Annotated in this window: 16 protein-coding genes; 6 read left to right on the top strand and 10 right to left on the bottom strand. The window is 40.5% G+C overall.

Going from position 1 to position 24,662, the window contains the following annotated elements; translation table 11 throughout:
• The first annotated feature begins 255 nt into the window (after positions 1 to 255).
• Genes ACE1B6_RS00475 through ACE1B6_RS00465 form a run of 3 tightly spaced genes read left to right on the top strand, consistent with a single transcriptional unit; the run spans position 256 to position 3,525 of the window.
• Complete coding sequence (locus ACE1B6_RS00475; RefSeq protein ID WP_413255266.1) at positions 256 to 792, top strand: DUF1349 domain-containing protein; 537 nt, start codon at positions 256 to 258, stop codon at positions 790 to 792.
• A 9-nt stretch (positions 793 to 801) separates the two neighbouring features.
• On the top strand, positions 802 to 2,532 hold the full coding sequence (gene ureC, locus ACE1B6_RS00470; protein WP_413255265.1) for an urease subunit alpha: 1,731 nt from the start codon (positions 802 to 804) through the stop codon (positions 2,530 to 2,532).
• Positions 2,533 to 2,556: 24 nt separating this feature from the next.
• Positions 2,557 to 3,525, top strand: a complete 969-nt coding sequence (locus ACE1B6_RS00465; protein ID WP_413255264.1) for an RpnC/YadD family protein — start codon at positions 2,557 to 2,559, stop codon at positions 3,523 to 3,525.
• Between the two features lie 309 nt (positions 3,526 to 3,834).
• Here the strand turns inward: ACE1B6_RS00465 and ACE1B6_RS00460 are convergent, their stop codons facing one another.
• The 4 genes from ACE1B6_RS00460 to ACE1B6_RS00445 form a co-directional block, all read right to left on the bottom strand.
• Positions 3,835 to 4,065, bottom strand: a complete 231-nt coding sequence (locus ACE1B6_RS00460; RefSeq protein WP_413255263.1) for a hypothetical protein — start codon at positions 4,063 to 4,065, stop codon at positions 3,835 to 3,837.
• A 379-nt stretch (positions 4,066 to 4,444) separates the two neighbouring features.
• Positions 4,445 to 7,990: a WD40 domain-containing protein gene (locus ACE1B6_RS00455; protein WP_413255262.1), complete on the bottom strand. Its 3,546-nt coding sequence runs from the start codon at positions 7,988 to 7,990 to the stop codon at positions 4,445 to 4,447.
• Complete coding sequence (locus ACE1B6_RS00450; RefSeq protein WP_413255261.1) at positions 7,983 to 10,643, bottom strand: AAA-like domain-containing protein; 2,661 nt, start codon at positions 10,641 to 10,643, stop codon at positions 7,983 to 7,985. The genes ACE1B6_RS00455 and ACE1B6_RS00450 overlap by 8 nt, the downstream gene beginning before the upstream one ends.
• Before the next feature lie 67 nt (positions 10,644 to 10,710).
• Positions 10,711 to 12,822 (bottom strand): AAA-like domain-containing protein, encoded by a 2,112-nt coding sequence (locus tag ACE1B6_RS00445; protein ID WP_413255260.1) that lies wholly within the window; start codon positions 12,820 to 12,822, stop codon positions 10,711 to 10,713.
• A 439-nt stretch (positions 12,823 to 13,261) separates the two neighbouring features.
• On the opposite strand from ACE1B6_RS00445, the gene ACE1B6_RS00440 reads away from it, so the two are divergent.
• The gene (locus tag ACE1B6_RS00440) at positions 13,262 to 14,413 is read left to right on the top strand and encodes a sensor histidine kinase (protein ID WP_413255259.1); all 1,152 of its coding nucleotides are present in this window, start codon (positions 13,262 to 13,264) and stop codon (positions 14,411 to 14,413) included.
• 113 nt (positions 14,414 to 14,526) lie between these two features.
• Positions 14,527 to 15,906 (top strand): aldehyde dehydrogenase, encoded by a 1,380-nt coding sequence (locus ACE1B6_RS00435; protein ID WP_413255258.1) that lies wholly within the window; start codon positions 14,527 to 14,529, stop codon positions 15,904 to 15,906.
• Positions 15,907 to 15,952: 46 nt separating this feature from the next.
• On the opposite strand, the gene ACE1B6_RS00430 is transcribed toward ACE1B6_RS00435, so the two are convergent.
• The 4 genes from ACE1B6_RS00430 to ACE1B6_RS00415 form a co-directional block, all read right to left on the bottom strand.
• The gene (locus tag ACE1B6_RS00430; protein ID WP_413255267.1) at positions 15,953 to 16,549 is read right to left on the bottom strand and encodes a sulfite oxidase-like oxidoreductase; all 597 of its coding nucleotides are present in this window, start codon (positions 16,547 to 16,549) and stop codon (positions 15,953 to 15,955) included.
• A gap of 151 nt (positions 16,550 to 16,700) precedes the next feature.
• Entirely contained in the window at positions 16,701 to 16,877 is a 177-nt protein-coding gene (rpmF, locus tag ACE1B6_RS00425; protein WP_413255257.1) for a 50S ribosomal protein L32, read from the bottom strand.
• Positions 16,878 to 17,021: 144 nt separating this feature from the next.
• Positions 17,022 to 18,146 (bottom strand): hypothetical protein, encoded by a 1,125-nt coding sequence (locus ACE1B6_RS00420; protein ID WP_413255256.1) that lies wholly within the window; start codon positions 18,144 to 18,146, stop codon positions 17,022 to 17,024.
• A gap of 301 nt (positions 18,147 to 18,447) precedes the next feature.
• Positions 18,448 to 19,107, bottom strand: a complete 660-nt coding sequence (locus tag ACE1B6_RS00415; RefSeq protein WP_413255255.1) for a hypothetical protein — start codon at positions 19,105 to 19,107, stop codon at positions 18,448 to 18,450.
• An 82-nt stretch (positions 19,108 to 19,189) separates the two neighbouring features.
• Between ACE1B6_RS00415 and ACE1B6_RS00410 the strand changes: the two genes are divergently transcribed.
• Complete coding sequence (locus ACE1B6_RS00410) at positions 19,190 to 20,902, top strand: caspase family protein (protein ID WP_413255254.1); 1,713 nt, start codon at positions 19,190 to 19,192, stop codon at positions 20,900 to 20,902.
• 141 nt (positions 20,903 to 21,043) lie between these two features.
• Here ACE1B6_RS00410 and ACE1B6_RS00405 read toward each other — a convergent pair whose 3' ends face one another.
• Positions 21,044 to 23,812, bottom strand: coding sequence for a GAF domain-containing sensor histidine kinase (locus ACE1B6_RS00405; RefSeq protein WP_413255253.1), 2,769 nt, complete (start codon positions 23,810 to 23,812; stop codon positions 21,044 to 21,046).
• A 194-nt stretch (positions 23,813 to 24,006) separates the two neighbouring features.
• Positions 24,007 to 24,474 (bottom strand): NADAR family protein, encoded by a 468-nt coding sequence (locus ACE1B6_RS00400; RefSeq protein WP_413255252.1) that lies wholly within the window; start codon positions 24,472 to 24,474, stop codon positions 24,007 to 24,009.
• Between the last annotated feature and the right edge of the window lie 188 nt (positions 24,475 to 24,662).

Below are 24,662 nucleotides of genomic sequence, written 5' to 3'. Positions count from 1 at the left end.
TTAAGCGCAGCCAAAGACTTCCGAAGATTTAGAGACTAACAATTTCTGGAGAAATATCAATGCCAACTCAATCACATTAGATATAGCGTTTCTCGTTTGGATGCGGTACATTTGGGGGCAGGTTTTGATTGGTATATCTTTCACACAGCAAGGATTTCAGCTAAACCCGCCCCTACAATACGTATACCTCACCGTTATGAGAACTGCTATAAATTGTTTGAATGTAAAATCTACTAAAGTCACAAAAAATTAGCTATGGAATGGTATAACCAGCCTCCAAATTGGCAAATTCAAGGTGATATAATTAGCGTTACTTCTGGGGCGAAAACTGACTTTTGGCGCGAAACTCACTACGGCTTTATTCGAGACAACGGTCACTTTTTTTATCAAACAATTCAAGGCGATTTTGTTGTTGATGTAAAAGTTAGCGGTGAGTACCGAGACTTATACGATCAAGCGGGAATTATGCTGCGTTTGGATGAAGCTAACTGGTTAAAATGTGGCATTGAATTTGTCGAAAGTGTGCAACAAATTAGTGCTGTTGTGACTAGAAATTATTCCGATTGGTCAGTTGTTCCCTTGCCAGAAAATCCCGTTTCTATTTGGATGAAAGTAATTCGGCGTGGTAGTGCGATCGAAGTAAAATACTCTTTTGATGGCGCAGATTACACAATGTTGCGATTGGCATATCTTACCCCAAAACTAACAATAAATGCAGGTTTAATGTGTGCCTCTCCCGATGGAAATGGTTTTTCTACTAAGTTTGAAAATTTTCAAATTAGTCAATTGTGAGGAGTGATTATGAGTTACAGAATGGATCGACGGGCTTATGCAGAAACTTATGGGCCAACTGTGGGCGATCGCATCCGTTTAGCCGACACCGAATTATTTATTGAAGTAGAACAAGACCTAACAACCTACGGCGATGAAGTCAAATTTGGCGGTGGCAAAGTAATTCGAGATGGCATGGGACAATCGCCAATTTCTAACAGTAATGGTGCAGTTGATTTAGTAATTACTAATGCTTTAATCGTCGATTGGTGGGGCATTATTAAAGCAGATATTGGCATTAAAGATGGCAAAATTTATAAGATTGGAAAAGCCGGAAATCCCTATATTCAAGACAATGTAAATATTATTATTGGCCCTGGAACCGAAGCTTTAGCCGGGGAAGGAATGATACTGACTGCGGGTGGTATAGATTCGCACGTTCACTTTATTTGCCCGCAACAAATCGAAACCGCGATCGCATCAGGAATTACCACAATGATTGGCGGTGGTACTGGCCCCGCCACTGGTACAAACGCTACCACTTGCACCCCAGGCCCCTGGAATATTTACCGAATGTTGCAAGCCGCCGATGCCTTTCCCGTCAACTTGGGATTTTTGGGCAAAGGCAACAGCAGCAAGCCGGAAGCATTGGAAGAACAAGTCTTAGCAGGCGTGATGGGGTTAAAACTGCACGAAGATTGGGGAACCACACCAGCAACAATTGATACTTGCCTCAGCGTTGCCGATCGATTCGACGTACAGGTAGCAATTCATACCGACACTCTCAACGAAGCCGGATTTGTAGAAGCGACGATCGCCGCCTTCAAAAACCGCGCCATCCACACTTACCACACCGAAGGCGCAGGGGGAGGGCACGCACCAGACATCATTAAAGTGTGCGGCGAGTTAAATGTGCTACCTTCTTCCACCAACCCAACTCGACCTTACACTTTGAACACTTTGGAAGAACACTTAGATATGCTGATGGTGTGCCATCACCTTTCGCCCAGCATTCCCGAAGATGTCGCCTTTGCCGAGTCGCGCATTCGTCGGGAAACGATCGCCGCTGAAGACATTTTGCACGACTTAGGCGCATTCAGCATGATTTCTTCCGATTCGCAAGCAATGGGTAGAGTCGGGGAAGTGATTATTCGCACTTGGCAAACCGCCCACAAAATGAAAGTGCAAAGAGGAACTCTCTCTCCTCTAACTTCACAAGGCGAAGGAGAAGGAGAGAGAGCAGACAACTTCAGGGTAAAGAGGTATGTAGCTAAGTATACTATTAATCCGGCAATTACTCACGGAATTGCTCAATTTGTCGGTTCGGTGGAAGAGGGAAAAATTGCAGATTTGTGCCTTTGGAAACCTGCATTTTTTGGGGTAAAACCAGAGATTGTGATTAAAGGTGGAGCGATCGCATACTCTCAAATGGGTGATGCAAATGCCAGTATTCCTACACCTCAACCCGTGCATACTCGCCCGATGTTTGCGAGTTTTGGTGGTGCGATCGCTGCAACATCATTTACCTTTGTTTCTCAAGCAGCATTAGAAAGAGAAATTCCCAGACAATTGAAGTTACAAAAAAGTGCGATCGCCGTATCAGGAACTCGCCAAATTACCAAGCGGGATTTGAAATTAAATGATGCTTTACCGCAAATAGAAGTCGATCCAGAAACCTATCAAGTTAGGGCAGATGGAGAGTTATTAACTTGTGAACCTGCAACAGTTTTACCAATGGCGCAACGATACTTTTTGTTTTAATTTGTTGCCAAATTTGAAAAGTTTATGATTGAGCAACGAACTGATTATGATAGTCCTTGGAAAGAGATAATAGAGCGATTTTTTCCTCGCCTCTTAGAGTTTTTCTTTCATTCTGCTTATACGGCGATCGACTGGATGCGCCCTTATGAATTTCTGGATACAGAATTACAACAATTAGATCCAGAAGCAGAAGTAGGGAGGCGTTTAGCTGATAAAGTCGTCAAAGTTTGGCTCAAAAGTGGTGAAGAAGCTTGGGTATTAGTTCATCTGGAGGTTCAAGGACAGTACGATCGCGATTTTGCCCAAAGAATTTATATTTACAATTACCGCTTGTACGATCGTCATAAAAAGCGAGTAATTAGTTTAGCTATTCTAGCGGACGAAGAAACAAATTGGCGACCTTCAAGGTATAGTTATGAACTAGGTGGATGCCGAGTTAGTTTAGAATTTCCCGTCGCCAAACTTTTAGACTACGCTAACCAATGGGAAACTTTAGAACAAACCACAAATCCTTTCGGTATCATTGTAATGGCGCATCTCAAAGCCAAGGCGACTTATCGAGATCCAGAAAATCGCTTACAGTGGAAATTAAACCTAGTCAGAAACCTATTTGAACGAGGCTATAACCGAGAAGATATTCTGGATTTATTTCGGTTTATTGACTGGATAATGGTGTTACCAGAGGAGTTGGCGAATAATTTTAAAGCAGAAATAAGAAGACAAGAGGAGGCAAATAGAATGCGATACGTAACTAGTATTGAACGATTAGCAATTCAAGAAGGTATTGTCCAAAATGCCAAAGAAAATGTAATTGAGATTTTGGAAATTCGATTTTCCGAAGTACCAACAGAAATTGTAGAATCGATTAATAAAATTGATGATGCCTCTGCGTTAAAAACTCTCCTGCGAACAGCGATTACAATTGCTTCGATACCCGAATTTCAACAGATCCTTAACGAGGTGACTGCGCCCAGAAATTCGGAAACGAATTGAGGTTTTTGCTTAGATGTTCAAAAGCTTTCAGCCAATTTGTAGGGGCGCAGATTCCGGCAATAATTTGTTGGTTATTGTCAAATATATCTACCGGAATGCTTCGCCCCTACCGAGTTAAAAAAGCTCGCTCTATGACCGTGAACAGTATAAATTACTAAAAAATTAAAAATAAATTTCCCTGTAAGTTGATCTTGCATCAACTTAGATAATTAAAATACTCACAAATAGAAGAAAGAAGATAGCAGATGCAGTTGGAATGTTCATTAACTGACAAAGAAACAAAATAAAACAACTAAACAAAGATTGCCATTAGCAAGACTTTATTTGTTTATTTCTGTCTTCTTGAAATCTGCCACCTCGTCCTTTACCTTTTCCTCTGGTATCTGGAGAACCATTATCTTCTGGAACCGCTTCAGCTAACATAGAGAAACCAGATTGCTCAATGTAATGTTTCCCCATATTCTGCAACTTATGGTTAGCGTAAGAAACTGTAAACCCACTCAAGATGATTATTTCCAAAACTATTAAAACTAATTTCATTTGCTTTTACCTCCACTAGTTTTTAAACAACATGATGTACAATGGCAGCAATTAGTTCCCTATTTGTGATTTAAATTATCATTGATTTTCCAAGATCAATCTCCCACTGTATGTAGATCATAAATAATGTTACGAGCGATCTCGTCCCGATCCGGAAAGATAGAAAAATTTCACTTGATTCTACTACCTTTTACCACAATTATAGAAAATGTTCCGATTTGCGCCATTGGTGAGATTACGACTCTTTTTGATGAATCGACAAGTATCGAACTTACACAAAAATTAGGTTGATTATACGTAAGTCAGTTTTTCCTGCCATTTGCTGACACCAGACAGTTAATTTGTTTGGCTCTTTTGTATTAATTGAAGAAGATAAAAACTAAGGCATTTTGGCACAAATACGGGAGGCGTTCGGATGAACGGCAAAGTAATCTTTTAACCACAAGCAACCGCGCTTGAGTAACTCGTCTAATCCTTCCACGCGCCAACGCCTTACTGTACCATCTCTTCCCACAGTGACTAAGTATTTTCCATTGGGGCTAAAACTTACACTGTAAACTCTACCTTCGTGACCGTTAAATTGAGCAATTAGCTGTCCTGATGGCAACCATAACTGTATTGTTCCGTCCTGTCCAGCAGTAGCCAACAGCTGAGCATTTGGGCTAAAAGTAGCATTTAATACTCCACCTTGACCAGTACTAAACTTATTTAATTCTTTACCAGATAAATCCCAAACCCGGATTGTTGTGTCAGTTCCGCTACTGACCAACTGTTGACCACTGGGACTAAAATTGATAGTGAAAATTTCGCCTTCATGACCGCTAATTTTCACCAACTGTTTTCCCGATAAATTCCAAAGTCGAATAGTACCATCTTTTCCAGCTGAAGCTATGTATTGCCCATCGGGACTAAAAGTAACGCTATTAACTGAACCTTGATGACCTTTCAACAGAATCGGTGGCTGCGATACAGAAGTTTTCCAGATGCGAATAATCCCATCTTTTCCACTGGTAACTATACTTTGAGCATCGGGACTAAAGCTAGCACTATAAACTCGATCGGGATGAATTAGCGATCGCACTAAACCCTTGGATTCCCAACTCCACAAGCGCAATTGATAGTCATTTCCTGCCGTAGCTAATAACTTTCCATTCCGACTAAAAATTACACTATTAATTCCATTCTGATGACACTTAAATTCAGCTACTTGTTTTCCTTGTAAGTTCCAAACTTTAGCTATCCCATCTTGCCCAGCTGAAGCAAAATATTTTTCATCCGGGCTAAAATTTACACTCCAAGCTTCTCCACTATGTCCTTGCCAACTTGATACTAATTGCCGCGAACTTGTCAAAGGCCATTCCAAGTTCCAAATTCGCACTTTACCATCTGCGCCTGCTGTGGCGAGGATTTTTTTATTAGGACTAAAGCTGAGACTTTCTACCCGTCTTTGATGACTAGGAAATTCTGCTAACAACTTTCCAGATAAGTTCCAAAGTTTAGCTTTCCCATCGACTCCTGCCGTTGCTAAGTATTTGCCATCGGGACTAAAACTAGCATTTAATACAGGGCTTCGACTATTTTTCCATTTTTCCAAAGGTTGTCCCAAGGACTTTTCCGCCATATTCCAAACTCGAATAATTCCATCTTCTCCTGTAGTGACCAACCGTTGTCCGTTTGGTTGAAAACTTAGGCTAATAACTGATCCTTGATTCCCTGTTAATTTCTGGATTTCTCTTCCTGATGGCAGCCAAATTCTTGCTGTTCCATCTTCACCAGCAGTAGCAATATATTTACCATCTGGACTAAAAATTGCGTTCCAAATTGCTCCTGTGTGACCTTTTAGTTTTCCTAATTGTGTACCTGATAAATCCCAAATTCTCGCCGTCCCATCTTGTCCCGCAGTCACTAGACGCTGACTATCTCGACTAAAACTGACACTCCAAACTTCGCCTTCATGACCTTTTAATTGAGTTAATTCTTTGCCTGACAAACTCCAGATTCTTGCTGTTCCATCTTCGCCAGCAGTAGCAATATATTTACCATCTGGACTAAAATCTACACTCCGCACTGACTGGTTATTATGACTTTTTAATCTTCTACTTCTGTTGGCATAAATATCTAAAATTTGGATAATTCCCTCTTCTGCTGTGGTAGCTATATACTGCCCATCGGGACTGAAGCTCACACTAAAAACCCGACCTGAATTAATATTAAAATAATTTTGTTCTTTAATATTACCTAAAATATGTTGCAGAGTTGATACTGGAATGAGCGCAGGATATTTCTTTCCAAAACGAGAGTGTTTAACTATTTCTTTTAATCTTTGTCCTGTTTGAATAGCTGAGAGTAAAGCTTCTAGTTGCTCAGTCTCAAATTTTCGGAAAGCACTATCTGCCTTTTGTTCTAAGCTTAAGCTTTCTTTGGCTTTGTTTAACGCATCCATAGTTTGTCCAGTTGTGTGTGTCCACACCATTACACCAATCGCACAAGCCGTAGTTAAAGCTAATCCCACAAAACCTGTACGAATCGTTCTTCTAGCTTTCTTTTGTGCAGCTGTTAAAATTTTATTGGCTTTAATTTGGACATTTAACGCAATTTGCACCTGTTGTTTATCTAATTTCTGGCTAGCAGATAAGAACTCATAATCCTGATTACTTAAATTTTTATTTTCCGCCCAAGCTAAAGCATCCTGCAAAGCTTGACCACGCAATAATCGAGATTCATCTTGACACTTAGAATCCAACCAAGCTGTCAATGTTTCCGCGTAAGGTCGGAGATTACTTAATTCTTTTTTCACCCAATTTAAATTAAAAACTGAAGCATAAATTGGGTTGTAAATTTTTAATTTTCCCTGTTGTTCGACTACTACGCCTAATAAGCGCAATTCCATTGATTCTAAACTACCATCAGCCAAGACTTCCTCATCTTGTAAAATTTGCTGATATAGTCCCAAAATTCTGGCTAAATGTTCGCCTTTGTTTAAAAAACGATCGCGAATTGTTCTTAAGTGTTCCGGTTCATCTTGAGTTTCCCAATTTTCAATAATCCGGCTTTGCACTAAATTTTCGATCGCTTCTACTTCTGTCCCTGCATTAATGAAACTTGTCGCATTTCGGACAATTTTACATAATCTCTGCGTCAAAAAAGGCTGTCCCCCTGTCCAGAACAAAATCTCTTTTAACACAGCTTTCGGATTGCTAGCTTTATCCACAATTCCACTGGCTAAAGGTGCAGCTTCATCTAACCTAAACCCGGATAATTCAATTGCTTGACCAATATTAAAAGGTGTGCGGTTTTTATCTTGAATTAAATCCGAAGGAGTGGCTACACCTAACAACGCAAAACTCAATCTTTGATAATCAGAATTTTCCGCCCTTTTGTTATAACAAGCACGAATAAAAGCAAAAAAGTCATCACTAGAAAAATTTAAACTGAGAACGCTGTCAATTTCATCGATAAAAATTACGATGTTTTGCTTGATTTCCTTTAATAAGACTTCTTCAATAAATTCACTAAAATTTTGTAACGGAGAAAGATATTGGCGATCGCGCCACCAACTCCGCGAACTAACTGATAAATTAAAACTATTTACCAACTTATGTGTAATTCCGGCATACCATTGTTCGATCGTAATATTCTGACTACCAATCGCAGTTAAATCAATTCCCGCACAAACAACCCCTTCCGCTTGTAACCGCTGCATTGTTTGAATTCGCAAACTAGATTTACCCATTTGTCGCGAGTTCAAAACATAGCAAAACTCTCCAGACTTTAACGCTTGATACAAATCTCGATCTGCCTGTCGTTTGACATAAGTCAGCGCATTGACAGGCAAACTACCGCCAACTTGATAATAAGAATCTAAATTATAATCATGATTCATCTTTTTATTATTGATAGCGATCGTCATAAGATTTCTAGTCATTATTGTTACAGACTATTTGGTTTAATTCTTCAGGATGGCTGTTAAAATAATCTTTCAACCAATCATCAGCTTTTGCTAATAACTCATCCAAATTAACAATTTCCCAAGAACTGACAGTACCATCCTCTCCCCGGCTTATTAAATATTGCCCATCAGGACTCAATCCCACACCGGAAACTCTCGTATATTGGCTACACAACAACATGAAAGGTTTCCTTAAATCCCAAAGTCGAACAGTTCCATCTGCGCCTGCACTTGCCAAAAATTTCCCATTTGGACTAAAGCAAACATCCCGAACTGTACCTTGATGACCATTTAATTGTAATAAAAGTTTTCCCGATAAATCCCAAATTTTAATTGTACTATCCTTCCCAGCCGTAGCGATTTGTAATCCATCAGGACTAAAACTAATACTTCTAACTTCGGTATGTTCAGTTTGCCAATAAGACATTTTTCGTTGGGCAAAATCCCAAAGTCGGAGAATATTGTTTTTTTCGATCATCACTAAGCGTTGTCCATCAGGACAAAAAGTAATCTCAGTAATTTTTCCTTGAATAGTTTGATTCACTTTCAATTCCAAAGGTTGTTGCTGAAAACGCTTCCATAAACGGACTATACCGTTACGAAAAGCCGCAGTAATACATTCGCCATTTGGATAAAAACCAACAGTTGTTACCCAACTCCGATGAATATTTCTATTAGCTATCTGTTGACCTGATAAATTCCAAAATTTAATCCCATCCTCAGCAATTGTAACTAAAATTTTCCCATCTGGGCTAAATTTCGCTTCAATTACTGCATTACGATGACGATCGAATTGATGAATCTGTTGCCCAGAAAAGTGCCAAAGTCGAGTGCTATCATCCTCTCCTGTGGTAGCTAAATGCTGTCCATCAGGACTGAAATTCACACTCCAAACTTCTCCTTTGTGAGAGTCAAATTCGATTAATTTTTGCCCTGATAATCTCCATATTTGTACTTTACCATTACGACAACCAGTTGCCAAATACTGACTATCAGGAGAAAACCTAATCGAAGTAATTCCTCGCCAATCACTAGAAAATTTATTTTTCTCTCGAACATATTTTAAAATGATTTGTAAAGCTAATAATGGACTGTAGCTGGGATAATTTGTTAAAGAAATTTCATCATTAATCAGAGAGTTTAAAGCTTTTCCCGCTTGTAATGCTAACAATAATGCCTCAATTTGTTGAGTTTCAAATAGTCGTAAAGCACTAATACCAGCTTGCTCAATACTGGCTGCTTCTTGGGCAATTATTTCTCGATCTTCAGCAGAGAAGTGAATTTCTTTTAATTTTTGATGAGCTTGAATAATTTCTCTAGTTTCTAAGGATTGGCTAGCCGTTAAAAATTGGAAATCTTGTGTGCTTAAGCTTTTATCTGCTGCCCATTCTAAGGCATTTTGTAAAGCTTTTCCGCGCAATAAATAGCTTTCATCTTTTCTTTCTGTGGTTTCCCAAGCAACGATCGCATCTGTATAAGGACGCAAATTAGCTAAAGCTTCATCTACCCACTGACGATCGAAAACTAACTCATAAATTCGATTATAAACTTTTAATTTCCCATCTTTTTTTACCACTAATCCCGACAACTGTAACTCTAAATGTTCCGAATTACCATTAGCTGAAATCTCCCCTTGGCGCAAAATTTGCTGGTAAATTCCTAATAATCTCCCTGGTTGTTGGCAACTTCTCAAAAGGCGATCGCGTATTGTCCGCAAATGTTCCGGCTCATCTTGCGCTTCCCAATTATCAATAACTTGAGAAATAATAATTTTTTTAATCCAATCTTTCTGATTATAAATCTTATTTTTCGGATGTAAACTTGTTTCACAACTCAGATAATTCTGGATAATTCGGCAAACCTTTTGCGTTAAAAAAGGCTGTCCGCCCGTCCAATCCAAAACCTCTTTTAAAACCCCTTTAGGATCGGGAACTTTTCCCTGAAAACCTTTAAGCAAAGGTTCCGCATCTGCTAATTGAAAACCACAAAGTTGAATTGCCCGACCAACATTAAACGGCGTACTTTGATGTTTAGCATCAATTAAATCATTAGGAGTTGCTACACCCATCAACGCAAAAGTTAACCGTTGATATTCTGGTCGATCGGCTCGATTATTATAACAAGACCTAATCGCCGTAAAAAAATCATCAACCCGGAAATTTAAACTTAAAACGCTATCAATCTCATCAATAAAAATGACAACTTTTTGATTAATTCCTGTTAACAATACTTGTTCAATAAATTCATTAAATCGCTGTACGGGAGAAAACAAATCTCTTTCTCGCCACCAACTGCGTAAACTGAAATTACCCGCTAAATTAAAACTACTAACTAACCTTTGAATAACTCCTGCATACCATTGTTCCGGTGTAATTTGCTGGCTACCGATCGCCGTAATATCGATCGCCGCACAAGCCACCCCAGACTCTTGCAAACGCCGCATTGTTTGCACCCGTAAACTAGATTTACCCATCTGTCGCGAGTTTAAAACATAACAAAATTCCCCCGCTTGTAACGCCGCAAATAACTCATCATCCGCCTGTCTTTTTACGTAAGTGGGAGCATCCACAGGCAAACTTCCCCCAACTTGGTACATATCCCCAGAATTTCTTAAATTTAAATCAGCCATTCCATTTTAGATTTTAGATTTTGGATTTTCTCCCCTGCTGCCTTAACTAGCAACTTAGATTAATAATTTAATCAAGGCGATCGCGCAAATAAAACCGATACAGATCGCATCTTGGACTACATTCATTTCCTTGCAAATACACTAAACCCATACTATGCAATTTAAAAGCCGATAAAGCCTCCAACCGCACCGGGCTAGTAGCATTCATCACCTGTTTAATTGCCACCGCCAACTCTGGATGTTGTTGCAAATTCCACAAATGTCGGCGTAAATGATCTGCATAAAGACCCGCTTCAGTAGGGGCAATTTCTAACAACTCATCCAAAGCAAAATCACCCCGTTGAATATGATATAAAGCCAATCTTACCAAATAAGGATGACCGCCTACCATAGCCATTAACTTTTCAACTTCCACCTCCGACCATTGCAACTCATAACGTTTAGCTAAATCTTGAACCTGTTCCTGACTAAACTCTGGTAGTTCGATCGGTAAACCCACATTAAAAGGTGATTGATTAATACTAATGGGAATATAAACCTCCGTCGAATGTACCACCACCAACCGTAACTTTTTCCAAATATCACGATTTTTCGCATCCTCATGCCAAGCCCGTAACAAGCCAAAAAAATCAGCCGCTATTTCGGGATATTGAAACACACAATCTACTTCATCTAATCCCAAAATCAAAGGATTTTCGATATTCTGTAATACATACTCTTCAAAGTAAGCAGTGCAGTTATCTTTACTGCCAAAAATCTCATCCCAATACTCATCTATCCGATTAGTTAACCGCAATCTTCTCGCCACACTAGCAGCGAACCAACGCAAGAATTTATCCAAATCAGTAAAAGCTTTACCATCAGCCAATTGAAAACTTAAAGGAACTGAATTAAACCCAGAATTTGCCGCAAAATGTAAAATTCTCGCCAACAAAGAAGTTTTACCCATTTGCCTCGGAGCCTTAATTCTAATTAAAGAACCAGGTTGTAAAACCGTTTCATAACATCTCGATTCAATCGGTGGTCTTTCCACATAAAAAATCGAAGCCAACTCAACTTGACCTTCTGGTAATTCAGGAACTAGAGGGAATTCAGGAATAGCGACAGGCAAAGGTTTAGCTTGAGAATCGGAAATTGCTACCGGATGTTTTTGACCTTCAGTAGTTTCTTCTTGATCTCTTCCTTCTGTTACTATTTCTAGAATTTCTTGGACAATCTTTTCAGTGTCTTCAGGATTACGCCATTCCCGCTGCTGAATGAAATTTAGATATTCTCGTAAGTTGTAATTTAACGGTGAACTCAAGGGAAAATTAACTCGAATTGGCAGAATTACTGGTTTAGCTTTAGGATTGCGATCGCGCAACTCCTTCGCCCGTCGCACCTCCTCAATCACCATTTCACTTGTTACCGACTTCTCTGATAACAACAACAATAAATAATCACTATGTTTCAATTCTGAATCAATTCGTTGCGGCCATCCTTCCCCCAAACGAATACTTTGCCCCGCCATAAAAGCTTCATGTCCCGCCGCTTTTAACGCCCGATAAAACTCTTCAGCTAAACTTAAATCTGGATCGTGACTGCGATAACTAATAAACACCTTTTTATTACTTGATTCTTCCAGATCTAAAGCCGGAATTTGGTAAACCGTCACAGGTTCTTCAATACCTTTAACTTCCCGTACCTCTCGATAAATTCCTGCTAAAGGCAAGCGATTTTTCACCACATCATAGACAGTTTGGGAAATACAAATACCCCCAGCTTGAGCGACAGTTTGCAACCGTGCTGCCATATTTACACCATGACCTTTAACTTCCCCACCCTCAAAATGAGCCACATCCCCTAAATGAATTCCAATGCGATGTTTAAGTACATTATTTTCTGGCAACTGAGCCGCAGTTTGGGAAATTACTTTTTGAATTTCTTGAGCACAAGATACTGCATTTACCGCACTAGAAAAGTACATAAATAATCCATCACCAGTATCTTGGACTACTCTCCCCTTAAATTGTTCGCAGATGCGCGTCATTAGTTGCAGGTCACGGTTAACTAAAGCCAAAGTACGATTTTGGTTAACAGCCATTTTCGCCGTGTATCCCTCTACATCCGTAAAGACTATCGCAGCTAATGTACAATCTGCTTCCATCGGTGGTATTTCTCGCTTTTCCTGTGGTTCCATAGGTGGAGTTTCCTCGTATTGGCTCAGCTTAGAAGGCATGAGGAAATCAATGATTTGTGTTTATTATTCACAAATTTTAGTTTAATTCAGGGAGCTTTATGAGGCGCAAAGAATACCGATCGCCATCCCATTTTGCTAAAATTTGCCTTTGTACCCTAATGTTTCCGGTAATTTCTTTGACTTATTCTCAGTGGAATTACTACCCTAGAAACCTAACCAGAAAGTTTTGTTCTGCCATCCTTTGATGTTTTTCCCATCTAATGAATTTTCTAATTTTCCACATAATTGTTAACATTTCTGCTAGGATAGTTGCTGACTTGAAACTACAGATCTATTTCGGTAGGATGATGTAAAGTAAATACTCAGTAGGAAAAAATATTACTAAAGTTGATTGACAAGAAAACAGTTGCTAGAAATCATTGCAAAAACTGCCTTTACTATGAATCGTTTTTTATCATCTAACTCTGTAGGAAAAGACCGTATTTTGGTGGTGGATGATTCCCCTGACAATGTATTTCTCATTCAAGCGATTTTGGAAGAAGAAGGCTATCAAGTGAGTACTGCTTCCGACGGATTTTCTGCTTTAGAATTCATTGAAGAATCACCACCCGATTTATTATTGCTAGATGTCATGATGCCCGGAATGGATGGCTTTGAAGTCACCCAAAGAGTGCGTCAGAAGACAAGTTTACCATTCATGCCCATTTTACTAATCACTGCCTACGATCATCTTAGTGTAGCTAAAGGATTGGACAATGGCGCTGATGATTTTATCCACAAACCAGTAGAAGTGGATGAATTACTAGCAAGAGTTCGTAGTCTTCTCCGACTAAAACATAGCATAGACGAACGCGATACTATTGCTCGTCAAAGAGAAGATTTTGTTTCCCGTCTTACGCACGACTTACGAACACCTTTAATTGCTGCCGATCGAATGTTAGTTTTAATTCGTCAAGGAGCTTTAGGCGAAATCTCTCCCCCAATCCTCGAAGTACTAGACACAATGGTTCGCAGCAACCACAATCTTCTCGCAATGGTAAATACCTTGTTAGAAGTATATCGTTATGAAGCTGGGCGAAAAACACTCAATTTTACCCAAGTTGATGTGACAGAAATCCTCAAAGAAGTACTTCAAGAATTGCAACCTTTAGCTAACGAGAAAAAATTGTGTTTAAACCTTGACTTAGATGAAAAAGCAGCAGATTCTTCAGATGGAAAAAATACTGTCGAAGGCGATCGCTTAGAACTACATCGAGTTTTTATGAACTTAGTTGGCAATGCCATCAAATTTACAGAAGCCGGATCGGTAGAAGTGCGTCTCATAAATCAGAACGATGGCAAAAGCAATTCTAAATCTTCAATTATAGTAGAAGTTGAAGACACAGGCCCAGGAATTTCCCCAGAAGATCAAACCAAATTATTTGAAAGATTCCGCCAAGGTAAACATAAACAATCTGGCAGCGGTTTAGGTTTACATCTTTCGCGTCGCATTGTCGAAACCCACCAAGGAACCATTGATGTTAAATCAGAAGTAGGCAAAGGTAGTTGTTTCACTGTCTGTTTACCAGTAAAACTATCCGACAATTCCTAAGTCTCCTGACTTGTGTTTAAATATTACACAGCCAAGAGTAACTTCATTCTTCAAATAAATGAACTCTTGGCTGTCACTATTTCCACTATTCTTTTAGCTAGTTGTTAACTCAAATGATTACTCAAGAATTAGCAGTACCGGAAATTCTTCAGCAACAACAGCAGTTTTTCTCTAGCGGAAAAACCAAAGATATAGCTTTTCGCTTAACTCAACTGAGAAATTTAAAACAGGCAGTTTTGGACAATAAAGATGAAATTATAGATGCCCTAAAAGCGGACTTAAACAAACCTACATTTGAAAGTTATCTCACCGAAATCGGAGTTATTAAAGAAATTGATTATGCAATTAAAAATTTAAAAAATTGGAGTAAACCCAAAAAAGTAGCAACTCCTTTAGAACAATTACCTGGTTCAGCTTTTATTTATCCCGAACCTTTGGGATTAGTCTTAATTATTGCACCTTGGAATTATCCTTTCTATCTGACAATTTCGCCTTTAGTGGGTGCGATCGCTGCCGGAAATTGCGCCATAGTCAAACCATCAGAAATTTCCCAACATACCTCTAGTATTATCGCCAAAATATTCGCCAAAACCTTCGATACTGCCTATATTTCTGTTGTCGAAGGCGGTGTAGAAACTAGTCAACAACTATTACAACAAAAATTCGATCGTATCTTTTTCACAGGCGGTACAGCGATCGGCAAAATAGTCATGGAAGCAGCCGCCAAAAACCTAACTCCAGTCACCTTAGAACTAGGAGGAAAAAGCCCTTGTATTATTGATAGTGATATCAACATCGAATATACCGCCCGCAGAGTTGTTTGGGGAAAATTCCTCAACGCCGGACAAACTTGCATCGCCCCAGACTATCTTTTAGTTAATCAAAACATTAAAAAGCCTCTAATAGACAGCATGAAAAATTGCGTCCGAGAATTCTATGGAGACGATCCAGAAAAAAGTCCCGACTTCGCCAGAATTATCAATCAAAAGCAATTTAATCGCTTAGGAGAACTGCTCAAAAGCGGTGAAATTATTCTTGGCGGCAAAACTAACCCAGAAACTTTTTACATCGCCCCTACATTGATTGACAAAATATCTTTAGATTCGCCAATCATGCAAGAAGAAATATTTGGCCCAATTCTGCCAATCATCGAATATAACAACCTCGAAGAAGCAATTTCTTTTGTTAACAGCCAACCCAAACCTTTAGCCCTTTACTTCTTCTCCAAAAATCAAGAATATCAACAACAAATTTTACAAAAAACTTCCTCTGGTGGCGTTTGTATTAACGATACTATCATGCAAATTGGAGTCACAGAATTACCCTTTGGTGGAGTAGGTAATAGTGGCATAGGTAGCTATCACGGCAAAGCTAGTTTCGATACTTTTTCCCATCAAAAAAGTGTCTTGAAAAAATCCTTCCTGTTAGACATTAAAGTACGTTATGCACCTTATTTGGGAAAACTAGATTTATTGAAGAAAATCGTAGGTTAAAGTTTTGTAGAGACGTTGCAAGCAACGTCTCTACAAGGTTAATTCTTCACATTCCGCTATAACGTTCTTCCGCCCAAGGTTCACCTCGACGGTGATAACCATTGCGTTCCCAAAAACCCAATTCTTCCTGGTTTAAAAACTCTAAACCATTAATCCATTTGGCACTTTTCCAAGCGTAAAGATGGGGAACAATTAATCGTAAAGGGCCACCATGTTCTGGGGGTAAAGGTTCACCAAACAAAGTATGAGCAAAAAAGTTTTCTTCGCGCCAGAAATCTTCCAGACTAATGTTAGTGGTGTAACCCCCGTAGCAATGTTCCATGATATATTTTGCTTTGGGGTTGACTTCAATATGCTGCATAAAATCGGTGACTTTTACCCCAGTCCACTGCACATCTAATTTTGACCAACGAGTGACACAGTGAAAGTCAGCAGTAAAGTTATTTTGCGGCATGGTCATAATATCAGACCAGGTAAATGTTGCCTCTTTTGCTAAACCCCAAACCCGTAATTGCCAATTTTCAATGCTAACTTCGGGTGTACTTCCGTAGGTCAGTACCGGAAAACCTTTGGCTTCATACTGACCGGGAGGGATACGATCGCTCATTTCGACCCCAGGTTTCTGGAAAAACTTAGCCATCATTAACATCCGATAACAATTTAGACTTTTCTGTGCTAACACAACAGAAGCAATCCATGTTCTGTTGGATCGGCAGCTTAGTTAAATTTTGTAACAGAAGCGGTAGCGGGGAAATTGAGCGATCGCTAAAATAAGACAAACTTCTAACCCATCTCTAGGATTCTTCGTCTTCGTCTTCATCCTTAGAAGGATAGACAAACGTAGAACGTCCAGACAAAATCGACTTACCCAAACTCAAAGCCTTTTGAGCTTGTAATGCAGCTTTCCGTCTCCAAGTCGCTCTCCGTTGGTCACGTTTTGCCTTTGATGTTTTCTTCTTAGGAACCGCCATAATCCTGCATTCACTATTAGTAGACAACCCTCCTATTGTAGGGCACCAAGACGCTATAGGTAAGCAAGTGTCCATTAAAATGGACTCGAAGTTCTTAGCCCGGAAATTGATTTCCGGGCTAAGAGCGCAGGTGCAAGATCTCAGTTAAAAAGCACCAACTCCGGTATTTCCATTAACCCCATTAACTCCGGTAGTTCCATTAACCCCATTAACTCCGGTACTACTACCTGTGGCGCTACCACCAATTCCAGTGGTACCTGCGGCACTACCACCAATTCCAGTAGTACCTGCGGCGCTACCACCAATTCCAGTAGCACCTGCGGCGCTACCACCAATACCATTAGTTCCATTGACACCGCCAGTTCCGGGAGTTTGGTTAATTTCAGTACCAAATCCCGGTGTTTGGATTACACCAGTACCAAATCCCGGTGTTTGGGTAACGCCAGTATTAAACCCACCAATACCAACATTTGCTGGATTGTTATTCAAGTTATTGACACCTGGATTAGTCTGGTTAAATTGACCTACATTATTTGTTAATCCAGCATTTGGTGCTACTTGTCTAGCCGCAGTTCCGGGTACAAAGTTAGGATTAGTGGGCACGCCTTGTACACCAGTATTTCCAGAGACAACATTTCCGTTAGGAAGCACTTGTGTCACACCGTTATTAGTGACAACTGTACCGTTGGGAAGTACTTGTACACCATTGCCTGTAACAACTGTGCCGTTGGGGAGTATTCGCACACCGTTAGGAAGTACCCTTCCGGTAGTTGCAGCGTTTGTAGGTTGAGGTTGATTGGCAATGTTATTGTTGGGAGAGCCGGGGGTTGCGAAACCGAGAAGCGATCGCGAATTCGGAAGATAAGTAGCCAAGCGTTGCACATTTCGACTACTTGCCCAAGTTTGGCGATCGACCTCTAAAGAAAGAATTGGCGCAATTTCCCCAGCATTTTGCCCCAAAATCGTCACCGAAACTTCTCTAATTGACGGATTTTGACTAAAGGCACGGCTAACAGCATTTCGCATCGCTGTTTCCGCCCTACCAATTAAAGTTTCGTAACTTTCATTAGGCTGACGATTCACAGTCACATCAACACGAGTATTATTAGCACGAGTTGCAGTTTGCGCCCTAGCAGGGGTAGATACCCAGAGAGTACTTCCTAACCCCGCTAAAGCAAAGAATATTGAAACAAGCAAACTGCCGCTTTTGGATACCTGTTTTCGGAAAAACCTATTGTTATTAAAAGCAGACTGATTAAACTTCCACATAATTAAACTAGCTCCTGATTGCCGATCTAGGCTTAGTGCGATCGATCTAAATTCACGTTAGCTAGCCGCTTTTCAAGTTTTATCTGCTACTTGAAATAGAACTTCCCTAGTCTAGAGAGAGATCTAAGGCAGAGGAGATGGGGAGATGGGGAGATGGGGAAGTGAGGGAGTTTTGAGTTAAAGAGTCCCCTTGTCCCCCCTGCCCCTCTGCCCCCCTGCCCCTCTGCCCCCCTGCCCCCCTGCCCCCCTGCCCCCCTGCCCCCCTGCCCCCCTGCCCCCCTGCCCCCCTGCCCCTCTGCCTTTAATCTTGTGGGAGATCGGTTGGGGGTCTGTTGTTAATGTCGTCTCTGAGTTCCCTAGTTCTGCGAATTAAGCCTTCACCGTAGGTAGCTCTGGAACGAGAGGGTAAGGTTTGAGTGTTGGTTTGTTGAATACCTGGGGAAGTTAGAGTACCTGTGGGATTGTTATTTGTTCCTGTGGTAGCTGAAGTAGCTGTAGGATTAGCACTAGTTCCGGTTCCTGAACTGTTGGTGGGGTTGGTGGGAGATTGACCTGGTGTAGTTTCCGCTGCTGTGGGAACGAGATTTTCAATTTTGAGTAAACCCTGAGCCGTTGGGTAATAGGTAGACCAGCGTCTTGCGTCGGGGTAGTTTTTCCAGTTGTCCCGACTGACTTCTAAGGTCAAAATTGGTGCGGATAGACCACCATTTTCTGCGGTGACGACTACAGCGGCTTGTGTTACTAGGATGTCCTTGTCGAAACTGCGTTGTGCTGCGGCTCTGGCGACTGTTTCGGCGCGACGGGTTAAGGTGGGAAAAGATTCATTTGGTTGCCGTTCCAGTGTAATATTGACGCGAGAGGTGTAGGCTTGGGCGACTAGCGGCGCGATCGCACTTTCAGCAGCAGAAAAACTGCCAGCCAACCCCAAAAAAACCAATAAACTCCAAATTCTAATTTGCATTATTTCACCTCAAAGATAAATACTATTAACATCTCGTTGATAACCTACCCAATAGCATCCTTGACAAGGGAGACATCACGCTATGAGCAATCAATGGTTGATCACAATTGGCATTAACCAATATCAACACTTCCAACCTTTAAATTATGCCCAAGCTGACGCGCAAGGTTTATGGAACCTGGTAGTTAGTCGGGGCAGTTTTTTGCCCGATCGCTGTTTGCTGCTGACAGATACTTCACCATTTATTGAAGGTCAGTCTACTTACCCTTCGGGCACAAATTTGAAGCAATGGCTCGATCATTTATGTCAGCAAGCAATTAAAGAAGATGACCTGGTTTGGTTCTTTTTTAGCGGTTATGGTGTGAAGTGGGAAGGACAGGATTACCTGATGCCCATTGATGGCAACCCAGCTGATGTAAATGCTACAGGGATTTCCGTCAAAGAAATCTATGAAAAACTCAAGGGTTCTAAGGCGGGGACAGTCTTAGTTTTGCTGGATATGAATCACCAGCAGGAATATCAAGACGGTTCAACAGTGGTGGGGAATCAAACTGTGGAACTGGCGAGGGAAATGGAAATTCCTACGGTGCTTTCCTGCCAACCTGGTCAATTTTCTTATGAAGTTGGCGAACTGCAACATGGTTTGTTTTCTGCGGCGTTGTTGGAAGGTTTGCGATCGGGTGCTGGTTTAACTCTAGCTAATTTAAAACGCTACTTAAGCGAACGAGTACCAGAGTCAAGTCAAAACCACAGCCGTCCTTTGCAAGAACCTGTATTTGTGGTTAATCCTCCCGGAAAGAGCCATCAGGTAATTTTACCGGAACAACCTGTTTTTGTTGGTTCTAGTAATGGCGAATGGAGTCCTGTAACTGCTCAGTTAGTCGGGAGTGGCGCTAGTGTAACTTCTGCGGTAGCAACTAGTTCGGCAGAAAATCCTTTTCAAGCTGCTTTACGTAATCAACAAGAAGCTGGGGCAACTCCGACTGCATCCACTAACAATGGTCAACCTAAACCAGTAAATGTGGCTGGGGAAGATGACGATGAGGATAATGGCAGTTTATGGCAGCAAATTCTACTTTGGGGTGGTGGTTTGCTGTTGTTGTTACTGCTGATATTGACGACTTTTGGACGCAATTTCCTGTTTCCCGCTGGCGAACAAGCAGAAGGTCCTGGCGATTCAATTACTGGTACTGTGACTTCCCCCGATCGGTTAACTGCTTTGGATAAAGCCAAAGTTGGGTTACGCAATAATCAGGCTAATTCTTACGTTGAGGCGATTAAGCAAGTTAGTCAAATTAAATCTGGCGATCCGCTGTATCGGGAAGCCCAGACTGCGATGGAACGCTGGAGTCGGAATATTTTGGATATTGCTCAGGGACGGGCTAATACGGGAAATTACCGCGGTGCGATCGCTGCTGCTAGTCTAGTTCCCCAAGATCCACAACCTGTTTTTACGGATGCAGAAAGGTTAATTCGTCAGTGGACTCCTTTGGCGAAAAAGCAACAAGCAAATCAAGCTGTTTTGTCTACGGCTAAGGGATTAATTCGCCCAAATTCTGCTTCTTCTTACATTCAAGCAATTAATATGGCGCGGAAAATTCCCCAAGGCGATCCAGGTTACGCTCAAGCTCAAGCTTTGATTAATCAATGGAGTCAAAGTATTTTGAATTTGGCTAAACAAAGAGCTAATCAAGGTAATTTTGTTTTGGCTATTCAAGCGGCTAATTTAGTTCCGGCTGATACTCCTGCTTATAAAGAAGCTCAACAAGCGATCGCCCAATGGCAAAATAGGTAGGCAGATGGGAGAGATGGGGAGTTTTGAGTTGAAAAGTCCCCTCTGCTCCTCTGCTCCTCTGCTCCTCTGCTCCTCTGCTCCCCTGCTCCTCTGCTCCCCTGCTCCCCTGCTCCTCTGCTCCCCTGCTCCTCTGCTCCTCTGCTAAGAAGTTTTAACTATTTGCTGAATGGGAATTTCAATAAGAAATTGTGTACCCATTTCTGGCTGAGAGGAACATTTCAGTTTTCCGTGATGTTTCTGCACTATGATTTGGTAGCTAATGGCTAATCCTAATCCTGTGCCTTTACCGGGTTCTTTGGTGGTAAAGAAAGGGTCGAATATCCTAGTTTTAACGTTTGGTGGTATTCCTAAAGCATTATCAGCAATTATAATTCTTACTAAATTGTTTTTTAGGACTTTTGTCGAAATTTCTATCTTGAGTTCATCAGAGTTATCGTTATTAATTGGATCGGGCTTTTCTTCGCTTTTAGCTTTAGCTTCTAGAGCATCAATGGCGTTAGATAACAGGTTCATAAATACCTGATTTAACTGACCAGCGTAGCATTCTACTAAGGGCAAATCATCATAATCTTTGATGATTTGAATGCCGGAATGTCCTGATTTTGGTTTGAGGCGATGTTGCAAAATCATTAAGGTGCTGTCAATGCCTTCGTGAATGTCTACTGGTTTAATGTCGGATTCATCTAATCGGGAAAAGTTACGTAATGATAATACTAATTGTCTGATGCGATCGGCTCCTACTTTCATCGAATTCAGCAATTTTGGTAAGTCGTTGGCGACAAATTCTACGTCGATTTCTTCGGCTTTTTTTTGAATTTCTGGATGGGGTTCGGGATGATGTTTAAGATAAAGTTGTAATAATTCTAGGAGGTCATGGCAGTAATCGCTAGCATAAGTAAGATTACCGAAAATGAAGTTGACTGGGTTGTTGATTTCATGGGCGACACCTGCAACTAGTTGTCCTAAACTCGACATTTTTTCGGTTTGGATTAGTTGGGCTTGGGTTTTTTGTAAGTCGATTAATACTTGTTCTAATTGTTTGGCTTTTGCTTGTTCTAATTCAGCAGAAGTGCGGGTTTGTTGGTAAAGTTGGGCTTGCTGAATGGCGATCGCTGCTTGATCGGCTAATTGTTGCAGTAAGTCTATTTCTGGTGTTAGCCAAACTCTGGGAGACTGGCATTGATGGGCAACTAATAAACCCCAAAGTAAATTACCCATTCTAATCGGAACTACTAAATTAGCTTGCACATTTATGCTTTGCAAAAATTCATAATGACAAGGAGTAATATTAACTTGGGAAACGTTGTTAATTGATCCTACTCGTCCTTGTTGATAAAGTACTGCTACTTCGTCAGGGAAACAATCTTCTGGCCCAGTAAAACCTAAAATTGAAAGACAATTTCCAATTACTGATTCAACAACTACTTCGCCATGCCATTGTTTAGTAAATTGATAAATTATTACTCGATCGGTGTTTAATAGTTGGCGAACTTCTCTAACTATAGTTTGTAAAATGGTTTTAAAATCTAAGGTGCTGCGAATTTGGTCGGTTATTTGCTTTAATAAGTTAGCAAATATGAGTGAATGTTGTAATTGGGCTGTACGTTCTTTTACTTGACGGTCTAAATCAGCATTAAGTAGTTGCACTTTTCGATACAACTGATATTGCTGTACTGCCATAGAAAATTCTGTACCTAAAGCTGTGGCTAATTCCAATTCTTCTGGTTTCCAGTCTAGGGCTAGACCTTTTTTTAATTCTAACCAAGCGGCAAAAGATCGCCGGGGATAGAGTTGTCTATTGTCTGGATCGAATCTCCCTGCCCAAAGGGTTTCTTTGTCTATTTCATGGCGAAAAACTGTTAAATATCCTAAAAATTGTTGTCGATATTCTAAGGAGATAACTAATAATCCTCGGATTTGGGTAGGCTGAAATATTGCGGCGAGTTGGCTAAGTTCTGGGTCTTGATAAAGGTCGGCGATCGCCCATACATTCTTAGCTGTTGCAGTTGCCCTTTTGGGCGAAAATTTCTGCTGCCAAATCGGATGTTCTTCTAATAAATATTGACTTTTTTCTTCAAAGATAGGGGCATCGCCACAAGTATATATTTGGGGTGAATAAGCTTTATCTAAAGCTATATAAAGTCGGCCACCATTACCTTGAAAAATAGCAACTGTTTCTGCTAATGCTTCTTCTAATTTAATTGTATTTAGTCGATGCAGGTTAATCGAAACTTGATTAATTGCTGCTTCTCTGCGTGCTTGTTGGCGGGCTTGGGTTAATAAGTTACTTTGAGCGATCGCAATTGATACTTGATCGGCAATTTGTTGTACTGTATCTAATTCTGATGGGGAAATAGTTTTTGGGTCAGCATGATGTGATACTAGTAATCCCCAAAGTTTAGGTTTAGATTCCTGAGAATTAATATCATATTGCAAAATCGGTACAACTACGGAAGATTTTACGCCCATTGCTGTTAGATATTCGATATGACAGGGATCTACTGGTCGATAGCGAATATCTTCTACTTCTAAAGCTTGTCCGGTATCAGGACAATCTAAAGGACTTAAGCCGATTTCGCCTGTAGCTACGTTTACCATTGAACGTTGACGCGCACTGACAAACATTTCCCTTGCTGTTACAGGAATATCGTCTGCGGGAAAGTTTAATCCTAATAAGGAAGGAAGGCGATTTTCGGCAATTGATTCGGCAATTACTTCGCCACTGCTATCCGGGTGAAAGCGATAGATCATGACGCGATCGGTTTCTAAAAAAGCCCGAATTTCTGCTACTGTAGCAGTTAATATTTCCTGTAAATCTAGAGACTGACGAATACGATTAGTCATCCGATGTAAAAGGGCTGTTTGAGAAATACTTGGCTTGGATGCTTGAGAGTTACTAGTAAATGGCATTTGTACGGAAGAAGTTATAAATATTACCTGTGTAGATCAATTGTTAAATAAAAGTTACGCTCAGATCTACAAACTTAATAAAAATAGGTATTTATTCGCAGAATTTAATTTTCCTTGACTCAAAGCAATTAATTTACTCATTCTAGAGGCAGAAAGAAAAAGAGAGATTTCTTCTTCTTTCTTTGGGAAGAATTTTACTGAATTTCACTTACTGTTTTCCGTTCTCGGATCTCTTGACGCACACTCATGAGAATTTGACCTAAATTATTTTGACCAGTATTATCTAAGCCACAACCCCAATAATAGTCGGTCGGGGATTTTTCCACAATTTGTTGTTCGCCAGTAGCCAGGAGGATTTTTTGAATGTCTGAGTGAGTGAGAAATTTGGTGAGTACGGCTTGGCGCATAATTGAACATTTGACTTCTTCCCAGTCGGGGCGGACTTTGCGCGTGCGATCGCGCCCTAAAGAGGCAGCTTTTTCCGGCGTGGTAGCAGCTTTAATTATCGGGATAACAACGCTATCTTTTGTACCTAAAAATTTATTTGCTTGGTAGTAATGCTCTACTGTTTGCCAATATTCTCCTTCCAGGAAAATGCCATGAGGAGAAAAATTGGAAAAACAGCCGTAGGATTCATAAACTTTGTAAAAATATATTACCATTCCCAACTGCTCTCGATAATTTTAGCTGAAACTATTGATTAATTCCTCGCTAAAATTATGTCATGGACAATCTGGCTTGACAAGCCAAACGCTGTTATTTATCATGTACCGAATTTTACTTATTTAAGGAGAAGATGTAAGACAGACAAAAAGTTTTTTCGCAGGAATTTTCTAATTAGCATATTCTA

This window comes from Floridaenema fluviatile BLCC-F154, assembly GCF_041929135.1.
In the GTDB taxonomy this organism is placed as follows: Bacteria; Cyanobacteriota; Cyanobacteriia; order Cyanobacteriales; family Aerosakkonemataceae; genus Floridanema; species Floridanema fluviatile.
The sequence above is the reverse complement of the archived record's forward strand: the minus strand, read 5'-3'. Positions and strand labels throughout refer to the sequence as shown.